The organism is Turicibacter sp. KK003 (genome assembly GCF_037014675.1).
Lineage (GTDB): Bacteria > Bacillota_I > Bacilli_A > MOL361 > Turicibacteraceae > Turicibacter > Turicibacter faecis.
In genome coordinates, this window is the sequence record NZ_CP142738.1 from 891,526 (window position 1) to 917,809 (window position 26,284).

Genomic DNA, 26,284 nt, shown 5'->3' on the forward strand with positions numbered 1-26,284 from the left:
CTATGAGAAATGAGCCTTTTTTTAATCATCAAATTTAACATTATCTTTAATATACGCTTTTGTTTTTAAATATAACGTTCGTTCATGGTAATCGACTTCATTATGTTTGATTTTGATGCCTTCAATATAGGACGCTAGAACAATTCCAAATAAAATCATGTAGGAAAGTGAAGAGCTTCCTCCATAACTAATAAAAGGAAGGGTAATTCCGGTAATCGGAAGAAGACCGATGGTCATCCCAATATTTTGGATTTGTTGGAAAAATAGCATCCCAAAGATTCCAATACAAACGTAACTATTGTAATGTCCGCGGTTAAGCGTTGCTGTATTTAAGATTTCGTAGTCAAATAGACCGCATAAAGTAATGGTAATAAGCGTTCCGATTAATCCGAAATCCATTCCAATGACGGCGAAAATGAAATCGGTGTGGGCTTCAGGGAAATAGACATGGGCACTTTGAAATCCATTTCCAATGAGGTTTCCAGACCCGATGGCGAGTAATCCCTTAGCCAGTTGCATCCCGTCTTTATCCATCGTTCCAAACGGATCAAACCAACCGAAGAAACGACTTAATTTATAGGCATCGATTCCGAGTGTTCCGGTTAAAAATTCAGGAAAGACCCCAACGAGTAAAATGAAGGTTGCAATGAGCACGATCACGATGCCTCCGACAGTTAAAATGTAACGCCATTGAATGCCAGAAGAAAATATCATGATGGCAATGAAGAAAAGGATAATCATGGTTACCCCTGAATCGGGTTGGATGAAAATTAAGATAGATGGGGGAAAAATAGCCGCCATAATTTTCATCAATAAATTTAAATCTGTTTTGAAGGTTCGCCTAATATGTGGGTACCGTTCATTGTGACGTTGGATAATATCTGCCACGACGAGAACAAGCCCGATTTTCATAAACTCCGAAGGTTGGATTGTCCCTAACCCTCCTGGAAGCTCGTACCAAGAAACGGCTCCATTTAAATCTTTAACGAAGGGAATCGGAAGGTGGAGCTTTTTATAGGCGAAAAGTCCAAGAAGCGGAATCATCCAAAAACCGTAGATCCACCACCGAAGGGCGCGAATTCGTTCAATACCAATGATGATAATAAATACCGCGATAACGGCCCCAATTCCAATAAAGAGTAATTGCTTAAACGCATTATTATCATGCGTAGCCGCATAATTAATTTTAAAAAGTGGGGAGGCCGATTGGATGGCAACCACCCCAATTCCGATAATTAAAATTAAGTAAACAATAATGGGATTATAAAATAAAACTTTAAACTTGTTTAAAATATTTCTCACGTTTATCACCTATTACGTCAAGATATCATGTCTATTTTATCAGATAATATGAGAAAAGATAAGCCATTGAGATGATTTTTTAGGGAGGCGCGCGTTTCCTCTTGATGATTAGAGGAGCAAACGATTGATGTAAGCGACTTAAGTTAAGGACGAAGTCGTCATCTTTCGAAGGTCATGGTGCTCTTTGTAGGAGGAGTTTGTTCGGGATTAAAAGAGTCGGCTCTTTTTTTGGAATCGTTTTAATCTCTTCAAACAACGGGAGAAGTCTTCAAAAGCTGCGCCTTCTTTTTTTGAGAAGATGGGAGTGACCGCTTCAAAATGTGCTGCATAGATTATAGTAGGTTAACGTAAGGGAGGTTTGTTTAATATGGCAAAATCAAATGAAAGGGGACCCTTATTATTTGTTGATACGACGTATAAAGGATGTAGGGTTACAGAGCAAAGCTTTTTTAAAACGCCCACTCAAAAACCAAAAGATATCGTGGCCGAAAATTATGTACATAGTTTTGATCGCTTAGAGGAGAGTCATTTTCAGGCGCTTGTTCCAAAGGAAGATGATATGCAGGAAAATACATATGAGGAATCTGTGGTCGAGTCGGATGATTGTCCCTATGAAACGGTCAATATTGTTGTTAATTATCATCAAGAACCTGCAAAAGTGTCAGAGGAAAGTGAATCAACTTCATGCCCTGTGCCAAAAGTAGAGGCGAGTGAACCTCAGATTGAGGTTGAAGGCGTGGCTGTAGATTCAACGGAAGAGATGGAGGAGCGAGTGGTAGAGATTGTTGATCAGGTGGTAGAGGAGAGTCCATCAGAGGTCACTTTAGAGGATGAAGGGGCTAATGACGTGCAAGATCCACAAGATGCCGTTGTTGAGTTAGATGAGAAGCAACAAGAACTTTTAACATTTATTCAAGAATTAACTAATCGTCCGTTATTGATGAAGGCACCTATCGTTCAGATTGTAAAAAAAGATGGGAGTTTAAAATCAGGGATGATTGAGCTAAAAGATGATCGACATATTACGATTGATAATCTCAAAGATGAAATCGAGGTCATTTCTGTGGCAGAGATTGAAGGTATTCGTATTCTACATCTTTAAGGGGAAAATTAATATGAAATTTCTTGAAGATGCCGTTAACTAATATCATAGTAGCATTATTGACAGGGAGATAATTGAATGTTATGAAGATGTTTTTTTTTCAACATGACGAATTGTTAATACAAATGCGATAGTTTCTCATGAAATAGCTCGATTCCCTACTAAATGTGGATGTCACTGCGTGGGTAGGTGACTCATGAAGTTTTCCAACCTAAACATTTTCGTGGTCGATGATTAATGAGGCAGAGTGCCTCATTAATTTCTTCATCACTGACTCTTGTTAAGATGAATAGGCATCTACGAAGTAAACAGGAACCTTTAAGTCAACTTCTACTTTGGAATAATAAGCAAACTCTTTTCCTCGATCAAACCGTATAGGTTTTAAAGGTGTCTTTAGGAAAGAGTTCATATAACTCACTAATCGCTCGATACATTTCTGAATCCGAGCGATTTTCTATTTTTATAGTCACATAAAAGCGTGTTTGACGTTCAGCAAAGGTGGCTAAACAATCTTTACTTTTACCATGACTTGAAACAACCATATCAAGTTCCCAGTGTCCCAATGTATGACGTTTGTTTACCTCTTTGGGACGCTGATGAATCGAGGTTCTAATGTTAAGTCGTCCACGTGTTTCTCGTGGTTTTCGACGCTTTCCTTTTTGCCCTAAACAACTTAAATCTCCTAATAAAATCGTTCCATCCTAAATCCAACGATAAATAGTTTTAAATGAAATAACAATCTTTAAAACCTTATTAGGAATTTGTTCGGGTGACCAAGTTAGCTCTAGATATTTTTGAATGGTTTCCATCAGTTGTTCTGATTTCAACTCTTTATTTAGATCTGAAAATTTAATGGATAAGCTAATCAAGTTTTAAATAAAAAGTAGCAAGTGATTTTTATCACTTGCTACTTTTTTTATATGTTTTATAAAAAATACTTGTTTTTTCTTACTGCACGCATTATAACGTATTTAGGAGGTGAGGAAATGCTAGATAAAATAAAAGAGTGTAGCGAAAATTTTTATAACTTCGCCACACCCATAAGTCCAATAATAGTTGCTTCCATCGCATATAAAGCAACTGTTAACAAACCCAAGCGAAATAAAAAACGCTAAGGTTTAAGAGGGTGATTAGGTCCACCCTCTTCCTATTATAACATCTAGCAGAATAATATGTTAAGAATTTGTTTAATTATATTAATGGCAATTTTATTAATGTTTAAGAAAACGTATTTTAGTGGAATTTTATTACTCTTTTTTATACTTTATTATTTTAGAAAGGATAATTCAAATGAAAATAACTAAACAAACTAAAGCTAATAAACGTTAGGAAGCTAAAAATAAGGAGTATTCAAATTATCTAAAACAACGGCCGGTGTCACGATCATTGATTAAAAATAAAGCGACACAAGAAGATATTGAAGAGTTCCAAATTCATTTAAGGGAACGCGAGCAAAAGATACGAGGTTTTTAGTATAAAAATAAATTTATATAAAATAAAGTGAAATAGATAACAGATGAGGTTTAAAAGGGGGTGAATCCAGTCTTGGATTTATCCCTTTTTTTAACTTTAAATGTTAGAGGGGAATTGAACAAGGGGATGATTATTCAAAAAGGGTCTTAACCTTTACGTTTAAGACCCTCTCTAACCATCTATTTTTTATAAACGCGCACAATCGCAAACTTCTAAATTAAGGAAGACATCGTCAAGACATTGAATGGCAATGAAATCATTCAAATTAACGATGAGACAAGTGCGTGTTGGAACTAATTCATCATGATGATGTTCGCAACAATCGTCAAATTCGAATCCTTCGCTCATACAACCAGGGTGTTTTCTTGCTAAAGCTCTTAATGTGGCGCAATTTCCGCAGACATCTTCAACTCGAAAGATAGGAAGTGGCGCTTGTGGGCTATCTGTTAAGAAGGCCGGTTTAAATGCCTCCCCATTTTTAAGATAGAGAATAAATGGACGGGTATTCGCCCGTGAAGTTTCTCCTAAAACAGGGTTATTGCAACGATTGCAACCAATTTCAGTAGGAACAACAGCTTGTTGTAATCGATTAATGAAGCGCACAGTGTCTGCGACACAATTTGCATATTTGGTATTTGAGTTCGTATTTGTGGATGAAGTACTGCATTCACAACTCATATAATCACCTCCAGGTACACTATTACTTTATGTGAGATAAAGGGCAACGTTTAGTTAAAAAACCCAAAATAGTTGATTAAATTCCTTCTTGTAATTGCTAAATTTAGGTTTATTTTTAAAAAGTTGGTACATACTAAGAAAGATTTGAAAAGGGGTGAATGTCAGATGCAAAAAGTATTAGTCCCAGTTGGGGTAGCCACTTTACTTGGTTGCGGTGTATTTTTTTACTCGTATATGATGAGTGATGAAATGGTGTTAAGAAGGCTTGGTTATGATCACTCACTAATTCAGGAGTTGAAGGAAAATCATCCTCAGTTAGTTCAAGATTTAATTGATGATCATCGAAGCAGCAAAGATTTAGAAAAGTATTTAGAAGTTTCAGGGTTTAATTACGACTGCTATGATTCTTATGTCGAGCTTTCTAAACATTATAAAGATCTTGAGACCAATGAGGTTGTTTATTTAGCAACCTTTTTAGACCATGTATTTTTTCCAACATTACTTCAACAGGGTTATGAAGAGGATGTTATTAAAGGTTGGTTTTCCGATCCGCAGTTTAAAACTTATGTGGAGTCAGTGGACGTATTGACCCTCAATCGATTATTAAATTATGCGCAGGAAACGAAAAAAGATATGATGACATTACTTGGCTATGTCGCCTATGAGAAGGAGAATGCGACACTTAAGCCAACCGAAGTTGTGGCGATGGTCGATGAATACCAAGATGTTGTCTTACCTGGATTGAAGGAAAAAGGGTATGCGGCTGAGGAAGTAGAGAAGTTATTTCAAAAGTTCGGATTAGTTAATTTGAAGGCGCTCATGGAAACTGAGATTAAACCTGAGCAGGCCCTTGAGTTAATGAAGTCAAGTAGCTTTGATCCCTCTCGTTTTTCTATTTATGATGAAATTTTAAGTTTAGAGAAAAATTATTCGGTGACCTATGCCCTACAATACGCTAAGTATCCTAATGTTAAATCAAATTTCTATCAGGATATTGTTCAAACGCCAAATGTTGATAGCCTACTTGTTTTGGTCAATCAAAACTATCAACTTGCCGCTAATTATACGCCTACTGATTTTGTTCCGGTAGAGGTCCCGTTAACTGAACACTCCTTAGTGAATACGAATTACTTACGTCGTGACGCTGCTGATGCAACCGAATTACTCTTTGCAAAGGCGAAAGAAGCGGGGTATGATTTAGTCTTACGAAACGGATATATTTCATATGAGGTCCAAAAAAACCTTTACGATCAAGATGTTTATGAAATGGGGCTTGAATACGCGGATTCCTTTAATAGTCGTGCTGGTCATAGCGAACATCAAACCGGATTGGCGATTGATATTACGACACCAACGATTAATAATGAACTTTCCCTTGAATTTGCGAATACCGACGAAGGAAAGTGGGTACTAGAACACGCGCATGAATATGGATTTATCCTTCGTTATCCGGAAAATCGGGAATCCGAGGTGGGTTATTTTTATGAACCTTATCATCTTCGCTATGTAGGTGTTGAAGTAGCGACTGAAATCCATGATAAAGATTGGACGCTTGAAGACTATATCTTAAATTATGGAATACTTGATCAATCAAATTCAAACGAAGAGGATGAAAATAACGACGACGCTGCCGTTGATCGTAAAGATAAACAGGACGATAAACAAGACCAAGATAAAGAAAATGTTCCAAATCAACAGGAGTCAGAAAATTCACCGGCGGACAAAGCAGACGATCAACAAGATTCCTCAGCTAAACCAAAAGAGGATGAATCCGAGTTAGGTGATAACGAAGATGTATCGGGTGAGTCGTCCCGTGAGGGTGATGATTCAGTAGATGAACGGAATCATCCGAAAGAGGAAACTCCCTCTGAGGAAACACCAGATAAAAGTCAAGCTATACAAGAAGATGACGATTTGAATAGTCAGGAAAAATACGAATTGTAGCCAACAAAAGGGAAAAAGAGTGCGCATTTGCACTCTTTTTTATTTCCCAAAAACAACACTGATTTTGTCGGGAAATAGATGTCGCATCACGGTAATTGAAAAACATGTCGGGAAATGTTGTGTCGATATTTATCGCCAATGAGTGGTGCTGGGAAATAACTAAAAATAGCGTGTCGAAAAGTTAGGAAATAAAAGGAGGGGGAGGAAATATCTCTTTTTAGAAAAAGAGGGGGAATCATGTTTTTTAGTCCATGAACGATGAAAGAAGACGGCCCTAAGATGCGTGTGAAAAAATAAAAAGGCTCCTATAAATGTAGGAACCTTTTTTATCATAAGATGATCACCAATTATTCGCCTCTTAAAATGGAGAGGAATTCATTTTCGGTTAAAAAAAGAATGTCTTGTCCGTGGTAAACAAGCGTGATTGCCTTTTTTAGTTTAGTAGTCATTTCCTCAGGGGATAATTCATATATTTTTTGTCCCCCAGTTATAAGAATATTTGTCTTTTTGGTAACGGAACTCCCCACCGTCCCTCCAAGGTGACTGATGATAGCAATTGCCTCCGCTCTCGTCATAGACTGGAGGGGACCAGTGATGACAACGGTTTGATGTTTGAAAAAATCAGTTTGGCTGTTGAAAAGAGAGGAAGTAACTGAATGGGGTGAGGCTTGAGAGGTTACCATCGATTTTCCCCTTTTAGGTGCTTGGTATCCTTTTTCAAATACAGATCCTGGGGTGATACCGACGTGTTGAAAGAGTGCCCTGATGGAAGGAGACCCTAACTCTTTGTTGACTGTTAATAAAAGGGTTGCACAGGCTAGGGCATCGGCTAGTGCGTGATGGTGATTAAAGGCAATGCCTAGGTGGTGACTGACCGTGTTTAGCTTTGCATTTTCAAGAAGGGGAAAGTAATTTCGACAGAATAGCATGCTACAACTATAGTCAAAATGAGGAAAGGGAATGTGGTAGAGATCAAGGGTAGCCCTTAAGACGCCCATATCAAATGAGGCGTTATGTGCCACAATAAACTGATGCTCAAATAAATCTTTAATCTCGGGCCAAAGCTCATTAAATTCCTTTTCATTTTTAACATCGGTTGCCCGTAGGCCGTGAATTCGAGTGTTCATAGGGGCGAAGCGTAATTCTTTCGGTTTGATTAAGTAATAGCGTTTGTCGACGATTTGGCTGTTTTTCACGACGACAAGTCCAAGGGAACAGGCACTGGCCCGTTTTTCATTGGCGGTTTCAAAGTCAATAGCGACAAAGTTCATAATATTCTCCTTTATATTTCCATCTTTGTATGAAAAGAGGGGATCGTTTAGAGATTAACATAAATGAAAGGAAAGTCATAGAAGAAATATCAGGGATTAAAGAGGGAGGGTTCCTGATGATGTTCATTGAATAATATAAAGGACCCCTTCATATATTGGATAACAATCAATGGGTGGAGGGATGTTCAGTGGAACGCGTGAGTGGACGAAGGGTTTATAGTTTAGGAAAGAAGGAAGTACAGTTATCACCTAATGAAAGAAAAATGGGATATTTTTATGAAATGGTGTCGCCTATTCAAAAACGTGCGACTTTACATACCATTTTATTAATCGATGGTTCTTCCTTAATGGCCGCGCACTTAGAGGACCTTAAGGACCTAGTGACGGAAACGGTTAAGTCAATTGGAAAAAAACACAAACTCTCCCTTCTGTTATTTGGTGGGGAAGGTGAACTGATTGGGTTAATTGAACAGGCCACCCTCGAAGAACCACAACAAATAATTGATCAGTTGCATCGACAGTTAGAGGAATGTTGTGGAGACGGGGAATGCGTTTTATCTGAGGCTCTAGCAGAAGTTTTTTTATGGGCAACCCAAAGAAGCAGTTTCGAAAAGATGCAGGTTATTATTGTCACGACAGGACATCTTTATTCGAAACGGTACCCGCTTTCGATAGAATGGTCGCGTTGTTATGGTTGGATGTTAGATTTGTTTTCTCATCATGTGATGACTTACGTTGTAGGAATGGGGAACTGTTATCTTCCCTTTTTAGTTCGCCTTGCTAAAACGGGGCAAACGGGGGATTTTTATCCTTACTGTGAGGCCATTCGCTATCGTCGCCGGTTAAAACGGTGGATTTCTTGTTTGAAAACGCAGGAAAATCGCCAGTGGGTCATTGAAAATCAAGATTATTTTTTAATGGGACAGACGAACCGGGTTCGCCATCCTAAACGGATTGAGCAGGTCTCACAACTTATTGTTACGTTTGATGGAGCGCTTAGTTTAGAGGGGGAGCTTATAAAAATAAATCCTTCAGTCATCTCCGAATCTATGGAGGAACAGTTTCGTTTAGCATATAGTTACTATCTACTCAAACACCGTTTTATTCATGAGGCGAGCCAGTTATTGCGCGAAACTTCCTTGTTCTCTGTTGTTTACGAAGGATATTCAGTGAATGAACTAAAGCAAAGCTTGGTATATCTTGATGAAGGAGCCAGTCGCCATCAAATCAGCGATTCGTTAAATTCAAGGTTTTCTGTATTTGATGTGTTAAAGCGGCTATTAGACGATCCGTTTACCCAACTTTATTATCGAGCTGAACGTCCTTTGGTCGTCTCTGACAGTCGAAATGATCTCTGTTTTACCGCCTCCTTTTTAGGAAAACCTGCCCGGGTTGTTACGGTTAAGGCGAGTCAAACAAAAATGAACGTGTATTTTACGGTTAAACTGTGCGGAGTCGTACAAAAAAATCATCGGGATGCAAAGCGGGAGGCTTATGTTTACCGGACGTATGATTTAATTAAGAATGGTGAACTTGTTCAGAAGACCTTGACCTGTCGGCTATCGCATAAATTGAGACAGGAATTAAAACAGAACGGCATCTTTCTAAAACCATGCCCATTCGATGCCTCCTTAGATGAGATTGATTTATCTTGCTTAAAGTTAACCCATTTTCAAATCATTCCACCAGATGCATCAGAGAAAATAGCGAAAGGACTTTATGAATTAGAGGTTTTATCGACTAAAGAAACTTTATTAAAATGTCTGCGCCAGCATCAACCAGAATACTCAGAAAAAAGAGCTGGTTATAAAGGGGGAGGAAGCCGGGAATATCGCGTGAATGGTGAGGGAGTGTTTATACCGGCTAGAGTTGAAGCGGCGACGTTGAAGATGAAGGGATATGAAGGCGATGTGATTTGCTGGGGAATTGAAAATTTTAATAGATATCAGGTGGCACAACGTTGTTATGAGGACATTTGTCAGACAATGCTTTTGACCTCAGAACCTATCCTGCATTTTTTGAATAGGGAAATTCAACGGGTAAGACAACGGCGATTAGGTTTGTCCAATGAAATTTATTTTTTTAGGATGCAAACGTTGTTGTGTGGGCAATCCATTTTTAATTTTGAAAAAAGAAATGAAAAAAAGAGACAACATCGGCGTTATGGGGCAATAAAACAATCATTCTCACAACAAAAAATAGGAGATCTTGTCGTTTTTGAGAATAAACAAGAGTTGTTTATAACATTCTAATAAGAGATGATGGTTAGAATAATTGAGGAGGTCAAACGATGTGGAAGTCGATAGCGTGGCGGATGATGTGTAGGGCAGTCCTGTTTCTTCATACGTTGTTTCTTTTATTAACGATAGGATTAGGATGTCTGATGACGGAAATCGTTGCCTTCGCTGAAGAGGGCGGGGCTATGCCACGTTTTTTTATTGATGGGCAAGAAATCACAAGTATCGATCATGAAGGAATTTTGTCAGTGATTGAAAATAAATTAGATCAACAATCAGAGCGAAAGTTAACTGTTTTAGCAGGAGATAAAACGTTTGAGACCAAGCTATCGACGTTTCATCCGCAACTAAAACGCCAGCGTGAGTTATTAGTTGATGATCTTCTTTTAAAGTTCAAAGAGTTAGAATCGATAGAATGGGCGACACAGCTTCGTGAACCGATACAATATGACCTTTCATTAGAATATAAGTATGATCAGCAATTAATTGAAGAATGGGTACGTCTCATTGAAAAAGAGGTGTATATTGAAAAAATTGAACCGACGTTTGACATGCAGGGGTATAATCAATTAGTTCTTAACGAGGGAAGAGATGGGCAATTAATTTTAGCAGAAGAGCTTCGTGATTCAATCATAGAAACATTAGAGAAGGCGACAGGTGATTCAATTGAAGTTAAAGCGAACCTTTTAACGGATCCTCGGGAACACGATGTATTAGAGTTGAGAAAGATTAATGCGAAAATTTCTTCTTACTCAACGACTTATTTACCAGGAATTCCGCGTGCTAAAAATGTAGAACTTGCGGCTTCGAAAGTTAGTCAGACCATTTTGATGCCAGGAGAACAGTTTTCTTATGCTAAGAAAGTCTCTCCGGTAAGTATTGAAAATGGCTATGTTAATTCCACCGTCTTTTTTAATGGTCGACCTGTTCCGGGGGTTGGAGGAGGGATTTGTCAAGTTTCGTCAACGTTATATAATGCGCACCTTTTGGCGGGTATTACGGCAACGGAACGTCGAAACCATAGTTTGCCGGTGAGTTATGTTCCATTAGGACAAGATGCGACCATGGTAGATTATTCGGTGGATTTAAAATTTATTAATACGCTCGATTATCCGATTTATATTTATGCGTACGCGGCTTATGGGAGCTTGACCGTTGAGCTTTGGTCGAATGCTGATGCATTACATGGGATTCGTTATGAGCCAAAGACGGTGGTTTATGATCATGGGCTTAAGGCCGATACGACGCTTTATGGCTATAATGCGGAAGGTGAGGTTGTCTATGAGAAATTTTTGCATACGAGTGTTTATAAAAAGAAATCCAAATAAAATAAAGGGAGGGGCTAATTAGCCCCTCCCTTTATGGTGATTATTTTAATTTTTTTAAGTTCATTACAAAGTGCTCATCTGGATCAATATAGATCGTTTTTTGGTTATCGTAAGTCACGAAGCCTAAATGTGCAGCAGGCACCTTTTTGACGTGACGCACGCGGGTATAATCAATTGGAACACTTGATGACAGTCGACCCTTTGAAAAGTAAGAGGCGAGTTGTGCAGCCGAGCGAATAGTTGCTTCGCTTAGCTCATCTGCGTCGCTACGAACAAGGACGTGCGATCCAGGCATATCCTTTGCGTGGAACCACCATTCATGACGACGTGCAAATTTATGAGTAAGATAATCATTTTGAAGATTGTTTTTTCCGACAAAAATTTCAACCCCATCAGTTGATAAGTATTTTTCAATACTTGGTTTTGAAGAGGTCTTGCGTTTTTTTGTTTGTTTTTTTCTTAAATAGCCTGTTTGTTCAAGTTCCTCTTTAATTTCATAGGCATCTTTTAAGGTTGCAGTTTCCATTTGTAACATTAGCGTCTCAAAGTAAGCCATTTCTTTTTCTGCATGATCCATTTGTTCAATAATATAGTTGACGGCATTTTTAGCCTTCGTATATTTTTGAAAATACTTTTGAGCATTTTCTGAGGCAGTTAACATAGGCTCTAACGCGATGGTCACTTCATCTAGTGTTTCTGAGTAAAAGTTTTGCACTCGAATAGACGTGCTTCCCTTTTGAATTTGGTAAATATTCGCCAAAATAAGATCCCCTAATTGTTTATACTCGTCCGCTTTTTCAGAATTTATTAATTCTTGATTTAACTTGTCACATTTTTTTGCATTTTTTTCATATTCTTGACGGATAAAACGTTCGATATCGTAAAATTGTTGACGGATTCGGTCACGTTCATCTTTGCCGAAGTAAAAGCGATCGAACATCTCCCAGAGGGTTTCACATAAAATGAGCTCGCTATGTGTGTGATAGAGAGGAATAAGATAAAAGTTTTCTTTAGCTCCTAGCATTAAATGGTAAGAGGGATCGTGTTTTATTTGTTCTATCGTGTCAGTAAACGCCTGATAAAGGTCTTTTAATGCGTTTGTTTCACTGCGATAAACAATTTCACGGGCAATAAGTGGGGATAATCCTTGAAATTGAGCGACAAGTTGTTTATCATAACGTTCTTGATCGGTGATGAGCTTAGAAAAAAGTTCAAAGCTAACAGGCGTAGGTGATTGTTTTTCTTGAAGGGGCGGGAGGATATAAGTCGCCCCTGGTTGAAGTGAGCGATAACGGTTCACCAGGGGTGAAATGTGTTTAATGGTATCAAGAATGCGATGGGAAGGGTCTGTTAAAATGAGGTTACTGTGTTTTCCCATGATTTCAATATATAAAAATTTTACCATTTGATCCCCTAGTTCATTGAGATGACGAATCGTAAATTTAATGATTCGATCGTGATTAATTTGCTCGATATGGTGAATGATTCCCCCTTCTAGATGTTTTCTTAAAAACATACAAAACATCGGTGGTTCGTCTGGATAATGATAGTCTAGGTGTGTAATTTGGACGCGGGCATAAGCGGGATGTGTGGAAAATAGGACTTTTTGATTTTTTCCACCAGCACGAATCTGCATGAGAATTTCGTGATTGGATAGCTGATAAATTTTGTTGATACGACCGGCGGTTAAAGTTTCTTTTAACGCCGTGGCAACGCTTGATGTCATAAGACCGTCAAAAGCCATTGAAAAATCACCTCTTTAACACTAATTTTATATTTAAAAGTATAGCATTTTTTAAAATGATTAGACATAAAAACACCGAAAAATATCATAATAATGCTAGATAGTGTATAGATATTAAAAAAATGTCTACAATGAATGAGATAATAATTCGTTAGAAATTCGAGATGGAACTATTTAATTTTATTTAAATTCATGCTATTATAGTGGAATGAAAGTTTAAGGAGAAGTGAATGCATGAGATTAGTAGAAAAAGGCGTACTAATAGTCATATCAGGTCCTAGTGGTGTAGGAAAAGGAACTGTGCGCGCATCAATATTCAAACAAGAAAACCATAATTTAGAGTATTCGATTTCAATGACAACAAGAAAGCCACGCGTTGGAGAAGTGGATGGCGTGGATTATTTCTTTGTTGAAAAAGAAGAATTTTTAGATAGAATTGATCAAGGTCAATTATTGGAGTGGGCTGAATTTGTTGGAAACTATTACGGAACTCCATTAGATTACGTGAAGAAAAAGTTGGATGAAGGAAAAGATGTTGTCCTTGAAATTGAAGTTCAAGGGGCGTTACAAGTAAAAAATGTGATGCCGGATGCATGTTTTATTTTTATCGCGCCTCCAAGTATGGAAGAACTTCGCAATCGTATTATGACGCGTGGAACAGAGGCGATGGAAGTTATTAATAAACGTATGCAAAAAGCGGAGTCTGAAATCGGACTTGCTCATGAATACGATTATATCGTCATTAATGATACGGTTGAAAATGCGCGTGATCGTATTATGGTCATTATTGAGGCTGAACACTCACGTTCAAATCGTGTATTAGAGTATTACAATAAAAACATCGTGGAGGTTGAATAAGAATGACAGGAATGCGTTACCCATCAATTGATAAATTATTAGATAAAGTCGATTCAAAATATAAAATTGCTTATATCGCGGCTAAACGTGCACGTCAAATTGTAAACGATGGACAATCTCAATTAGATTATGTTGATGGTTTACCGACAGCGAAATGTGCTAAACCGGTAGGGGTAGCATTAGAAGAAATCTTAAATGATGTTGTTGATTTTGAATTAAAAGAACAATAAGCTGAAAAAAACCTTAGCCAACGCTAAGGTTTTTATTTTTGAAATGATTATAAAGGATGAGATATTCTATAATAAGAGGAAGAGTGGTCGGAGGTGCTGTAAATGATTGCGGAGGTTGTTGTCGATATCAAAAATAAGGCTGTCAATAAGGTGTTTGACTATTTAGTACCCGAAGAGTTAAGGGATGTCATTCAATCAGGTGTTAGGGTGCTTGTTCCTTTTGGTCCACGAACAGTTATGGGCTTTGTTATTTCCTTAAAAGAGGGAACCGAATTAAAGAAACTTCGACCTATTCAAGAGTTAATTGATGTGGTTCCTGTTTTAAATGAGGAGTTAAAAGAACTAGGAATGAGTTTAAGTGTTGAAACGGGCAGTACGATGATTCAATGTTTTGAGGCGATGATTCCTAATGCAATGCGTGCTAAATATAAAAAGAAATTGCTGTGTTTAAGTCAACCGACTCACCCCTCGATACAATCATTATTTTCTCATACGGATTTAGTTGATTATGATCAGGTTCCTAAGGGGCTTTTGAAAGAGGTGAAAAAGGCACTTGAACAAAATGAAGTAGAACTTATTTATGAGGTTAAAGATAAGTTAGGCAAAAAGATGGTTAAATATGTGGCACTAACACAGCCGATAGTAGATTTTTCAATGTTTAATCGCGCGAATAAGCAGAAGTTGGTCGTGTCTTATTTAAGTGAACACGACCAGCCTGTTTTAAAGTCGCGTTTGATGTCTGAATTGCAAGTCACCCATGCGGTGTTAAAAACGTTGATTGATAAGGGAGTGGTGAAAGAAATTGAGGTAGAGGCCTATCGCGATCCGTATGCGGATCATGTTTATCCTCAATCCCAAGCGTTGCCTTTAAATCAAGAACAAGCAGTGGCTGTTAAAAGTGTTTTATCGGCTGTTGAATCCAAGTCGCATGATGTGTTTTTGCTTCACGGAATTACGGGAAGCGGAAAGACTGAGGTTTATTTACAGGTAATTGAATCTGTGATTAATCGGGGACAACAGGCGATTATGCTTGTTCCAGAAATTGCACTTACGCCTCAAATTGCGGGCCGTTTTAAGAGCCGATTTCAAAATCGGGTCGCTGTTTTACACAGTGCTTTATCGATGGGGGAAAAATATGATGAGTGGCGTAAAGTGTTAAAGCAGGAGGTTCAGATTGTTGTTGGTGCGCGTTCGGCGATCTTTGCTCCGTTTAAAGATATTGGTGTGATTATTATTGATGAGGAACATGAGGCAACGTATAAGCAGGAAGAGGCTCCGCGCTATCATGCCATCGAGGTGGCTAAGTGGCGGGCAACGGTTCATCGCTGTCCTGTTGTTCTTGGGAGTGCTACCCCGTCCCTAGAGTCTTTTGCTCGTGCACAAAAGGGGGTCTATCGTTTGCTGACCCTTTCGCAACGTGCGGTTTCTTTAGCAACTTTACCTACCGTAAAGCTTGTAGATATGAGACAAAGTGCAAAAGGGGATCAGTTAATTTTAAGTGAAGCGTTGCGTCAAGCGATTGCGACCCGTTTAGAAAGGAAGGAGCAGGTCGTGCTTCTTTTGAATCGCCGAGGCTATTCAAGCTTTTTGCAATGCCGTGAGTGTGGCGAGGTAGTCAATTGTCCAAATTGTGATGTTTCATTAACTTATCATAAATCAAATCAGAAACTCAAGTGCCATTATTGCGGATTTGAAACGTTTTTACTTAAACATTGTCCCGCTTGCCAGAGTGATGAATTGCGCTTTTTTGGGTTAGGAACGCAGAAGGTGGAAGAGTATTTACAAGAAGAGTTTCCTACGGCTAAGATGATGCGAATGGATGTGGATACCACGTCAAAGAAGGGATCCCATCAGGAGTTAATAGAGGCCTTTGAACGAAAGGAAGCAGATATTTTAATTGGAACACAGATGGTCGGGAAGGGATTAGATTTTAAGGATGTGACATTAGTTGGCGTATTGGCTGCGGATTTAATGCTGCATTTAGCAGATTTTCGAGCGGCAGAGCGGACGTTTCAGCTATTAACCCAAGTTGCAGGTCGGGCCGGAAGGCATGAACTTGAGGGTGAGGTTTTGATTCAAACGTATAGTCCTGATCACTATGTGATGCAATGTGTGGTCCAACAAAATTACCAAGCCTTTTATGTCGAGGAGATGAAAATGCGTCGTCGTTTTGGTTATCCTCCGTATTACTACTTGGCAAGTGTTATGTTAAATAGTGAAGATTACAATGAGTTAATTAAGGCCTGTGATCAGGTGAATCAATATTTAAGGAATCAACTGGGACATAGTTGTGTGATCATTGGCCCAACGATGCCTTATGTGGGTCGTATTAATCAGCGATTTAGAATGTATTTTATGATAAAATATAAGCAGGAGCCTAGATTAAGGGGCGTTTTAGTACAGTTATTGACTTACTTCCAAGAAGGAACGGTTAATTTATCACTTGACTTCTTTCCTTATCAATTTAGTTAAAAAAATGAGGATGGTAGTAGTAAAATGTCGATAGATGTGCTAATAATAATTAGAGTCGATGTCGATTGTAAAACATTTTATGAGGTTTTATCAAAGGCCTTTGTCTTCGTTTAAAAAGTGGATGAGCTTTTTAGTCAATTAGGTTTGTCGCTTTTTAATTGGAAGTAAAGGGTTGGTTTTAGCTAATAATCAAAATGTTTCTGCGGTAAGGACAGATGGTTACCCGAGATGGGGAGTCAATTTAGTATCTAAAGAGGAGGACTGGCATGACACGTGTTGTATTTATGGGAACACCAGATTTTTCGGTTCCTGTTTTAGAAACAATTATTAAGGATGGATATGAGGTTGTCGGGGTTGTGACACAACCTGATCGCCCAGTGGGAAGAAAGCGCCTCTTGACGCCAACGCCGGTGAAGCAAAAGGCACTGGAGCATGGCATTCCTGTTTTTCAACCGGAAAAAATTAGAGAGGATTATCAGACAGTTCTTGATTGGAATCCAGATTTAATTATTACGGCTGCTTTTGGACAAATTATTCCTAAGGTTTTATTAGATGCTCCGAAGTTTGGATGTATTAATGTTCATGCCTCGTTATTACCGAAATATCGTGGAGGGGCGCCTATTCATCAAGCCATTATTGACGGTGAAGCAGAGACGGGTGTTACCATCATGTATATGGATGTAAAGATGGATACAGGAGACATGATTAGTAAGGTTGTTGTTCCGATTGGAGAAAAGGACCATACGGGATCGATGTTTGAAAAGTTAAGTGAGGCTGGTGCTAAACTTTTATCACAGACCTTACCAGAGTTATTAGCGGGACGTTTAGTGGCAACGCCGCAAAATCATGAGGAGGCAACGTTCGCTTTTAATATTAAGCGAGAAAATGAGCGAATGGATTGGTCAAAACCGGCACGTGTATTATATAATCAAGTGCGTGGTTTACATCCATGGCCTGTTGCTTTTACGCAGTTAGACGATTTAACTGTTAAGGTATGGTGGGCTGAACCTGAGGAAGTAACATATGATGCAGCTCCGGGAACCATTGTGAAAGTTGCAAAAGATGGAGTTGTTGTTGCTTGTGGGGATCAACACGGATTAAAGTTAACGGATTTACAATTATCAGGTAAAAAGCGAATGGATGTTGCAAGCTTATTAAATGGTTCACATCCATTTGAAGTTGGGAAACAATTTAATTAAGTGCTAGAGGAGGCTTTTGTTATGGCAAAACAATACAATGGACAAACAGAATATTCAAAGGATACAAATCCAATTGCAACAATTGAAATGGAAAATGGAAGTCAAATTAAAATCGAATTATACCCAGAGGTTGCGCCGCAATCCGTACGTAACTTTATCTTATTAGCGAATAAAGGATTTTATAATGGGGTTATTTTTCATCGCGTGATTCGAGGATTTATGATTCAAGGAGGAGATCCTCAAGGATTAGGAATTGGTGGACCTGGATATAGTATTTATGGGGAATTTAATTCAAATGGATTTAATAACCCTGTGAAACATGAGCGCGGAGTGATTTCAATGGCTCGTACGAATGTACCTAACTCTGCCGGATCACAATTCTTTATCATGCATAAAGATTCACCACATTTAGATGGAAGCTATGCCGCTTTTGGAAAAGTCATTGAAGGAATTGATGTGGTTGATCAAATTGCAAGTGTGGAATGTAACCATTTAGACCAACCGGTGATTGGTCAAATGATGAAAACAGTAACGGTTGACACAAAGGGAATTGACTACGAAGAACCAAACAAATTATAAAGATTACAAGTGGAGTTAAGTTGTCGGCTTAACTCCTTTTTTGTGATTTGATTTTGTCGCGTATTCCTAGTACAATAGGGGAGAAAAAGGAGGGGGTTAACGATGTTTAATCAGATTCATCATGTTGCAATTATTGCCTCAGATTATGAGCGTTCTAAGCATTTTTATGTCAATATTTTAGGAATGGAGGTCATTCGGGAAAATTACAGGGCGGAACGTCAATCGTATAAATTAGACTTAAAGGTAGGAACGAGTGAAATAGAGTTGTTTTCGTTTCCAAATAGCCCCGAGCGTCCCTCTTATCCAGAGGCTTGTGGGTTAAGACATCTGTGCTTTCGTGTAGAAGATATTGAACAGGTTGTCTCTTATTTGAATGAGTCAGGGGTTCAAACACAAGAGATTAGAGTTGACGAGTACACACAAAAGCGATACGTGTTTTTCAATGATCCTGATGGATTACCGCTTGAGTTGTATGAAAGCTAAGTTAAAAGATAATAACGTTTAAAATAAAAGGGGTATATAAGTAGGCAACAAAAGGATAGTATGTTAAAATTAGAAACGTAAAAGTCTATATCAATGATGACAGGTTTTATAAAGGAGATGTCAGTTAAATGGAGAGTTTGAAGCTAACTGAAAATGTTTACTGGTTAGGAGTACAAGACCATGAGCTTGAAGTATTTGACGTTGTAATGGAAACAAAGTATGGAACGTCTTATAATTCATACTTTGTTAGAGGTGAAGAGAAGGTTGCTTTATTTGATACGGTGAAAGCGCCTTATTTTGAGGATTACCTTCAAAAAATTGAAAAATTAGTATCGATTGAGGACATTGATTATATTATTGTTCATCACACGGAACCTGATCATGCCGGATCAATTGAAAAGCTAATTAAGCTTAATCCGAATATTACAGTCATTGCCTCAGCTGTAGCGATTCGTTACTTACGCAATATTGTCAATATAGATTTTAAATCTCAGGCTGTAAAAATGAATGATACGTTAGATTTAGGGGGGCGTACACTTCAATTTATTTCCGCGCCAAACTTACATTGGCCAGATACTATTTACAGTTATCTTGTAGAGGATGAAATCTTATTTACATGCGATTCGTTTGGAAGCCATTATGCCTTTGATGATGTATTGATGTCAAAGCTTCCAGAAACAAAAAATGAAGATTATATGGATGCTTTATTAAATTACTATAATCCGATTTTTGCACCGTTTAAAACATATGTTCTGAAAGCGATTGCATCTTTATCGCGTTTAAGTATTAAAATGATTTGTCCAGGACATGGACCTGTTCTTGATACGCGTATTGAAGAAATTATAGGAATCTATAAAAAATGGTCAACAGAAGATTATTCTACAGATAAGTTAGCAGTTATTCCATTTACGTCGGCCTATGGTTATACGAAGGCGATGGCACAAGCGGTTAAAGAGGGAATTTTAATGGTTAATCCTCAGGTTTCGGTTCGCCTATATGACTTAGATATAAAATCTTTCCCAGAAGTTAAGGATCAATTATTTAATGACCTTTACGCAGCAGATGCGATTGCGATTGGGGCGACAACGGTTAATAAAGATGCTGTACCTATTGTTTGGGATGTTTTAACAGGAATGAATCCTGTGACTCACGGTGGAAAATTTGGTGCTGCCTTTGGATCGTATGGTTGGAGTGGAGAAGCTGTCGACAATGTTCACACGCGTCTAACCCAATTAAAGTTAAAGATGCTTGAACCGGTGAAATTATGTTTTAAACCGGATGAGGAAAAATTAGTAGATGCAGTTGCACTTGGAAAATCAATTGGACGTAGCCTGCTTGAGGGACGTTTAGTGTGTGATTTAGATTAATCAAAAAGGGAGTTCGCAGAGGCGAATTCCCTTTTTTGGTTCAGATAAAGATGAAGGCATTGAAAGAAAACGCGGTGGCAAATACGTCTTCCTCATTTAGTAGGTTGGCTCCCATCATCCGATGCCGAGCAAAAATGTTATATAAAAAATAACCTTTAGCGGGAGGCCTTAATCGTGCATTTATGTTTTATAAGATAGCCTAAGTTTGCTAGGAAGGGGAAAGACAGGGATATTTAGGTATAGATGTTAGAAAGGCTGTGGTATAATTTAAGAAAAAAATAGAAAGGGTGGGCCTAAATGGACAGTTTAAAACAATCAGACACGTCTTTGGAGGACAGTTCATCATTGAACAGGGGATTAACGGTCTTTGAGCTAAAGATGATCGCTATCATCACCATGTTTATTGATCATGTGGGTGCGATTATCGTTCCCTATCTTCAGTCGTGTACGACGCAACCGGGGGTCATTGTTTTATTGGAGGGAATCATGACAGGGATGCGATTAATCGGCCGATTGTCATTTCCTATTTTTGCATTTTTAATTGTAAATGGTTTTTACCACACGCATAGCCGAAAAAAATATGTCTTAAGACTTGGCGTTTTCGCTTTTATTTCGGAACCCTTTTTTGATTTAGCAACCTCTTCTTCGTTATTGAATTGGGGTCATCAAAATGTGTTTTTTACGCTTTGTCTTGGTTTGATGACCATTTGGGGATACGATCGATTAACGAAGTGTCAAAAATCGCAACTTTTAGGAGGGGGACTTGTCTTATGCTTTGGGTTGGTGGCATTTTATTTAAGGGCTGATTATGATTCATATGGCGTCTTTATGATTTTTTTAATGTACCTTTTCTTTTATGACCGTAAAAAAATGAATGGGATGATTATTTTTTTGAATGTTTTACTTTATGGACCGCACTTATTTTCTTTTCCTTTTGATGCTAGTTTTATCGAGGTTTATTACGGTTTAACCTTAACAAGCGGATGGGTGTTGGTCTTGCAGGCGAGTCTATACTTGCAGTACATTGCTCAGCTTTTTTCTTTGCTGGCGTTATGGCCCATTTCGTTGTATACGGGAGAGAAGGGGTCCCCTCGATTTCATCGATATTTTTTCTATTGGTTTTACCCCGTTCATTTGCTTTTTTTAAGTGGTGTTGTCTACCTTTTCAAGGCGCTAGGTTAGTCAACAGGTGAGTCATACGCGTCATTTTTTTGTTTTCTATTAATAACGGGCATGGTTTTAACTGGAATCGGTGATACTATCTTTTAGAGGATCCATGAAAACGCCGAATAATTAGGAAGAAAAGTAAAAACCCACTTTTCACAAAAATTGGTGCATGTTATAATATATTGACTTTAAAAGGAAAGTAAGTGATTAGATGTTAGCAGGAAAATTTCATGAAATGAAAGTGGAGCGTCAGACGCCCCTTGGTTATACATTAGTTTTAGATGGTGAGGAATATTTCTTACATCAAGCAGAGGTGACACGCCCACTTGAGGTTGGGGAAAATGTGGAGGTTTTTCTTTACTATGATGCGAAAAAGCGTTTGACAGCAACCATGCACGAACCAACAATTACGACAGAAGAATTCGGTTGGGCTGAAGTGGTAGATGTTCGCAAAGATTTAGGGGTATTTGTCGATATCGGAATTAATAAAAATATTTTAATTGCGCCGTCTGATTTACCTATTTTTGAATCGTTATGGCCACAGATCGGAGATTATGTGTATTGCTATTTAAAAGAATCTCAATCGAATTATCTGTTTGCTATTTTAGCACGTCCGCAAGAATTTGGAGGAGTTAAGGAAGAAGCCCCTCAATCATTGCATGGAAAAAAAGTGAAGGCACGTGTTATTCGTACAGGGAAAATTGGAACGAATGTCATTACTGAGGAAGGATATATGGGGTTCATTCATGAAAGTGAGCGTCGTGAAGAGCCACGCCTTGGAGAAGTAGTGGAAGGGCGCGTTGTTCGTGTCAAGGAAAATGGCGAATTTAATATGTCACTCATTCCACAAAAAGAATTCGCTATTGGCGAAGATGCCGAGGTTATTTTTGATTATTTAATGGGACGCCGAGGTGCCATGCCGTTTTGTGATAAATCGGAACCAGATGATATCCGACGCGTTTTTAAAATGAGTAAGGCATCGTTTAAACGAGCACTTGGGCATTTAATGAAAGAAGGTAAAGTGTATCAAGAGGATGGATGGACATATCTAAAAGAAGAAAATGAGGACATTTAAGTTGAGTGACTGTTAAAAGGTTAGGAGGGATTTAAAGGATGAATCTATTAAAAAATGAAACGGTTGCCATCAAAGCTAAAAATGTCGTTATGATGTTTTTAGGAATCTTTCTTTATGGATTGGCGATGAATATGTTTATTACACCTGCTAATTTATATACAGGTGGGGTAACTGGGATCGCCCAATTAATTATTGCTTTCGTTTCTTCAACAGTTGGTGTGAGTTTGAGTCTCGGGATGCTTATTTTTATTATAAATATTCCGTTACTTTATTTAGCGTGGCATTCAATTGGGAAACGGTTTGCTTTTTTAAGTATTGTAGCTGTCTTCCTTCAGTCCGTTATTTTAGAGGTTATACCGATGGGACGTTTTTCCGATGATATTTTATTGAATGCTGTATTCGGTGGAGTTTTAATCGGGGTTGGAATTGGCTTGATTTTAAAAATTGGGGCTTCAACGGGTGGCGTTGATATTGTGTCTCAATATATTTCAATGAAGTGTGACGGTTCTTTTGGAAAGTATTCATTTATGATTAATGCGGTTATTATTTTATTAGCTGGATTAATCCAGGGATGGGAAACAGCCTTATACACGATTATTTCTATTTATATTACTTCTGTTGTGGTAGACCGTATTCATACGGTGCATCAAAATTTAACGTTGTACATTGTCACAACGAAAGAGGACGAGATGATTCAAACGATTCATCAGCATCTTTACCGGGGAATTACTGTTCTTGAAGGCCGAGGTGCGTATACGAAAAATGATAAAAGTGTTTTAATGATGGTTTTATCAAGCTATGAATTATATGAAGCATTGGAGTTAATCAAAATGGTCGATGAGCAAGCCTTTACCAATGTGGTTCGTAGTGAGATGATTCAAGGGCATTTTGTGAAGAAGGAAATTAAATAATTAACGGATCGTCAGCTTATTCAGTTTGGAGGGGGAGCTTAATGGCTATTTCGGTTAAATGTTTTGATGAAGAGCACGAATTAGATTTAGAGGAAAAGGTGAATGGATTTTTAATGACATTACCTGAAGAGTCTTTTATTGATATTAAATATGCGATTTCTCATTTTAAAGATGAGGAATCGCAAGTTTATAGTTATTCGGCGATGGTTATTTATCGTTAAATGAGGTGTCCTTTTGGACGCCTTTTTTTATTAAATGATGGGCTAAAAATAAAAGTAAAAATTATAGTAAAATATTTGCTTTTCCCCGTTTCTAATCTGCCTAAAACATGTTATAATTTCTCAAGAATTAGATTGAAATCCATACAAAAACGACTATCCAAAAGGAGCGGAAGTGGAGGAGTTTAAGGATGAGCTTTGCACAGGAAGAACGTTTTAAAAGAGAATGTAGAAGTTTAGGGATGATTACAGTGGGGATTATCCTGTTTGCAATCGGAATTAACTGGTTTATTAACCCATCGGGATTATACGTAGGTGGTGTAACGGGGATTTCACAGATTATTAGCCGATTACTGTATAGTACCTGGGGAATTAAAATTAATTTAGGGCTATTGATTTGGTCGATTAACATTCCATTATTACTTATTTCATATAAGTTTATAGGTAAAAGATTCACCTATCATACGCTTTATACCGTTACTCTCATGACAATCAGTTTAAATGTGATTCCTGAGATTTCTTTTTCTGATGATATTTTATTAAATATTGTTGTCGGGGGGATGATTTATGCGGTTGGTAGTGGAACCATTTTAAAATACGGAGGATCGACAGGAGGGCTTGATATTGTTTCTCAAATTTTATCGATGAGAACACATGGTTCTTTTGGTCAGTATTCATTTTCCGTAAATTGCGTGATTATTACCATTGCAGGATTTCTTGACGGATGGGAGATTGCTCTTTACACGATTTTATTAATGTTTGTGCAAATGCAAATTGTTGACCGTATTCATACCCCTCATCAAAGTTATACTGTCTTCATCGTGACCAATAAACAAGACGAGGTGATTACAACCTTGCAAAATCGTCTAGGACGTGGGATTACGATTATTAATGCAGAGGGAGCTTATACCCATCAAAATCGTAGTTTATTAATGATGGTCGTTTCAAGTTATGAATTATATATTGCTTTAAGGTTGTTATCTGAAGTTGATCCACGCGCGTTTACGAATGTTTTACAAAGCACGCAAATTCAGGGGAATTTCGATCGTAAGATTGTTGATAAGGCATAAAAGTGAAGAGGGTTCATCGATGTGTAAAGGATGAATCCTCTTTTTTTTATTAATCAATTGTTAAAATCGCGGGGAATTTAGGCAAGAATTGTGTGAAATGACAGATGAAAGTAGGTAGATTATGCTATAATATAAAATGACATCATTCTATAAACATCAAGAATGCAGGAGAACGGAGTGGTATTATGGCAAATGCTCGTGAGCTAGCCTTACAGACGTTAACGGATATTTTAGTTAACCAGGCCTATAGTAATCATGCCCTAAATGATAAAATTGAAAAAAATGACTTAACGGTGCAAGATAAAAATTTTATGGCAGAATTAGTTTATGGGACATTGCAAAATGAACAGTTATTGAATTTTTATGCAGCTCCTTTTTTTAAAGGGAAAGTGAAAGCATGGGTGCGTATTTTAATTCAAATGACGCTTTATCAAATGTTATTTTTAGACGGAGTCCCAGAGCATGCGGCGGTTTCTGAGGCGGTAGCTATTGCGAAGAAACGTGGTGGACAGTTTCATGGAAAATTAGTGAACGCAATCTTACGTGAAATGACGCGCTCTCCTTTGGCGAGCCTTGATACGATAGGGGACGAAACACAGAGACTAGCCATTGAAACGTCACATCCCCTTTGGCTCATTAAACTTTGGAGTAAACAATTCGGTCAAGAAAAAACACAACAGATGGCCCGCGCTAATAATGAGCGGGTGAAAATGGCGATTCGTGTCAATGCTGTTCGTGGAACACGCGAGGAGTTGAAGCAAAGGTTACAAGCTGAAGGCGTGGAATGCAAAGAGGGATATTTAAGTGAGGACGCTCTCATCGTTTTAAAAGGGAATCCGCTTAAGACTCAAACCTTTAAGCAAGGATGGTTTTATGTACAAGATGAAGCATCGATGCTCGTCGCTCGCGCGTTAAAACCTAAACACCATGCGAGAGTATTAGATACTTGTTCGGCCCCTGGTGGGAAGACAACACATATTGCTGAAATGATGCGGCAAACTGGTAAGGTCTATGCCCATGATATATATGAGCACAAACTTAAATTGATTGAAGAGAACGTCAAACGCTTAGGATTGACGAATGTTGTGACATCGCTTCAAGATGCAACAAAGTTGAATGAATGTTACGACAAAGAGAGTTTTGATGCCATTCTGGTTGACGCCCCATGTTCAGGACTTGGAATTTTAAGAAGACATCCAGAAATTAAATTAACGAAGAAACCCTCAGATTTAGATGAGATTGTTAAAATCCAAGAAAATATTTTAGAAGCGGTCGCTCCTTTAGTAAAGGTGCAGGGAACGCTGGTTTATAGTACGTGTACGGTTAATCGTAAGGAAAATGATAAACGTGTTGAATGGTTTTTAAATAAACATCCGGAGTTTGAACTCGATCAAACCTTAGTTTCTCGATTACCTGAAGTATTAGCCGCTCAAACAAAAAATGGAATGGTTCAACTGTTTCCTGGCGATTATCAAACCGATGGATTTTTTATCGCCTGTTTAAAAAGAAAGGCGTAAGGGGATAGAAGAATCATCGATTAAATGATATTTTTTGGTGAATAATAAGAAATAAGGGA

At 38.1% G+C, this 26,284-nt stretch carries 21 protein-coding genes and 1 pseudogene; 17 read left to right on the forward strand and 5 right to left on the reverse strand.

Annotated elements, in window-relative coordinates; genetic code table 11:
- Positions 1-21 precede the first annotated feature (21 nt).
- Complete coding sequence (locus tag VXM77_RS04525) at positions 22-1,302, reverse strand: FtsW/RodA/SpoVE family cell cycle protein (RefSeq protein ID WP_338507245.1); 1,281 nt, start codon at positions 1,300-1,302, stop codon at positions 22-24.
- A 367-nt stretch (positions 1,303-1,669) separates the two neighbouring features.
- Here VXM77_RS04525 and VXM77_RS04530 point away from each other — a divergent pair, with 367 nt between their 5' ends.
- Complete coding sequence (locus VXM77_RS04530; RefSeq protein ID WP_161830847.1) at positions 1,670-2,404, forward strand: hypothetical protein; 735 nt, start codon at positions 1,670-1,672, stop codon at positions 2,402-2,404.
- Between the two features lie 194 nt (positions 2,405-2,598).
- Here VXM77_RS04530 and VXM77_RS04535 read toward each other — a convergent pair.
- A pseudogene (locus tag VXM77_RS04535) lies at positions 2,599-3,204 on the reverse strand (IS30 family transposase); the annotation flags it as partial.
- A gap of 859 nt (positions 3,205-4,063) precedes the next feature.
- Positions 4,064-4,555 carry a CotY/CotZ family spore coat protein gene (locus VXM77_RS04540; protein ID WP_161830848.1) on the reverse strand — a complete coding sequence of 164 codons (492 nt, stop codon included), beginning with the start codon at positions 4,553-4,555 and terminating at the stop codon, positions 4,064-4,066.
- Between the two features lie 165 nt (positions 4,556-4,720).
- Here VXM77_RS04540 and VXM77_RS04545 point away from each other — a divergent pair, with 165 nt between their 5' ends.
- On the forward strand, positions 4,721-6,499 hold the full coding sequence (locus tag VXM77_RS04545) for a D-alanyl-D-alanine carboxypeptidase family protein (protein ID WP_262953504.1): 1,779 nt from the start codon (positions 4,721-4,723) through the stop codon (positions 6,497-6,499).
- A gap of 347 nt (positions 6,500-6,846) precedes the next feature.
- On the opposite strand, the gene VXM77_RS04550 is transcribed toward VXM77_RS04545, so the two are convergent.
- On the reverse strand, positions 6,847-7,770 hold the full coding sequence (locus VXM77_RS04550; RefSeq protein WP_262950254.1) for an exonuclease domain-containing protein: 924 nt from the start codon (positions 7,768-7,770) through the stop codon (positions 6,847-6,849).
- A gap of 188 nt (positions 7,771-7,958) precedes the next feature.
- On the opposite strand from VXM77_RS04550, the gene VXM77_RS04555 reads away from it, so the two are divergent.
- On the forward strand, positions 7,959-10,022 hold the full coding sequence (locus VXM77_RS04555) for a hypothetical protein (RefSeq protein WP_161830851.1): 2,064 nt from the start codon (positions 7,959-7,961) through the stop codon (positions 10,020-10,022).
- Positions 10,023-10,060: 38 nt separating this feature from the next.
- Positions 10,061-11,335: a VanW family protein gene (locus tag VXM77_RS04560; protein ID WP_161830852.1), complete on the forward strand. Its 1,275-nt coding sequence runs from the start codon at positions 10,061-10,063 to the stop codon at positions 11,333-11,335.
- Positions 11,336-11,375: 40 nt separating this feature from the next.
- On the opposite strand, the gene VXM77_RS04565 is transcribed toward VXM77_RS04560, so the two are convergent.
- Positions 11,376-13,079, reverse strand: a complete 1,704-nt coding sequence (locus VXM77_RS04565) for an NFACT RNA binding domain-containing protein (protein ID WP_161830853.1) — start codon at positions 13,077-13,079, stop codon at positions 11,376-11,378.
- A gap of 234 nt (positions 13,080-13,313) precedes the next feature.
- Between VXM77_RS04565 and gmk the strand changes: the two genes are divergently transcribed.
- The 13 genes from gmk to rsmB all read left to right on the forward strand — a co-directional run bounded on the left by gmk (position 13,314) and on the right by rsmB (position 26,225).
- Positions 13,314-13,937 carry a guanylate kinase gene (gene gmk, locus VXM77_RS04570; RefSeq protein WP_161830854.1) on the forward strand — a complete coding sequence of 208 codons (624 nt, stop codon included), beginning with the start codon at positions 13,314-13,316 and terminating at the stop codon, positions 13,935-13,937.
- 2 nt (positions 13,938-13,939) lie between these two features.
- A complete protein-coding gene (rpoZ, locus tag VXM77_RS04575) occupies positions 13,940-14,167 on the forward strand; it encodes a DNA-directed RNA polymerase subunit omega (RefSeq protein WP_161830855.1) in 228 nt (75 codons plus the stop codon).
- Between the two features lie 102 nt (positions 14,168-14,269).
- Positions 14,270-16,639, forward strand: a complete 2,370-nt coding sequence (gene priA, locus VXM77_RS04580) for a primosomal protein N' (RefSeq protein WP_161830856.1) — start codon at positions 14,270-14,272, stop codon at positions 16,637-16,639.
- A gap of 266 nt (positions 16,640-16,905) precedes the next feature.
- On the forward strand, positions 16,906-17,838 hold the full coding sequence (gene fmt / locus VXM77_RS04585) for a methionyl-tRNA formyltransferase (RefSeq protein WP_161830857.1): 933 nt from the start codon (positions 16,906-16,908) through the stop codon (positions 17,836-17,838).
- 21 nt (positions 17,839-17,859) lie between these two features.
- Complete coding sequence (locus VXM77_RS04590; protein WP_161830858.1) at positions 17,860-18,417, forward strand: peptidylprolyl isomerase; 558 nt, start codon at positions 17,860-17,862, stop codon at positions 18,415-18,417.
- 102 nt (positions 18,418-18,519) lie between these two features.
- Positions 18,520-18,900, forward strand: a complete 381-nt coding sequence (locus VXM77_RS04595) for a VOC family protein (protein WP_161830859.1) — start codon at positions 18,520-18,522, stop codon at positions 18,898-18,900.
- 128 nt (positions 18,901-19,028) lie between these two features.
- Positions 19,029-20,267 carry an FprA family A-type flavoprotein gene (locus VXM77_RS04600; protein ID WP_161830860.1) on the forward strand — a complete coding sequence of 413 codons (1,239 nt, stop codon included), beginning with the start codon at positions 19,029-19,031 and terminating at the stop codon, positions 20,265-20,267.
- A gap of 297 nt (positions 20,268-20,564) precedes the next feature.
- Complete coding sequence (locus VXM77_RS04605) at positions 20,565-21,449, forward strand: TraX family protein (protein WP_161830861.1); 885 nt, start codon at positions 20,565-20,567, stop codon at positions 21,447-21,449.
- 196 nt (positions 21,450-21,645) lie between these two features.
- Positions 21,646-22,509: a S1-like domain-containing RNA-binding protein gene (locus VXM77_RS04610; RefSeq protein ID WP_161830862.1), complete on the forward strand. Its 864-nt coding sequence runs from the start codon at positions 21,646-21,648 to the stop codon at positions 22,507-22,509.
- 38 nt (positions 22,510-22,547) lie between these two features.
- On the forward strand, positions 22,548-23,420 hold the full coding sequence (locus VXM77_RS04615) for a YitT family protein (RefSeq protein WP_161830863.1): 873 nt from the start codon (positions 22,548-22,550) through the stop codon (positions 23,418-23,420).
- Positions 23,421-23,461: 41 nt separating this feature from the next.
- Positions 23,462-23,641: a sporulation protein Cse60 gene (locus VXM77_RS04620; protein ID WP_161830864.1), complete on the forward strand. Its 180-nt coding sequence runs from the start codon at positions 23,462-23,464 to the stop codon at positions 23,639-23,641.
- 188 nt (positions 23,642-23,829) lie between these two features.
- Complete coding sequence (locus VXM77_RS04625; protein WP_161830865.1) at positions 23,830-24,708, forward strand: YitT family protein; 879 nt, start codon at positions 23,830-23,832, stop codon at positions 24,706-24,708.
- Between the two features lie 185 nt (positions 24,709-24,893).
- Positions 24,894-26,225 (forward strand): 16S rRNA (cytosine(967)-C(5))-methyltransferase RsmB, encoded by a 1,332-nt coding sequence (gene rsmB, locus VXM77_RS04630; RefSeq protein ID WP_161830866.1) that lies wholly within the window; start codon positions 24,894-24,896, stop codon positions 26,223-26,225.
- Positions 26,226-26,284 lie beyond the last annotated feature (59 nt).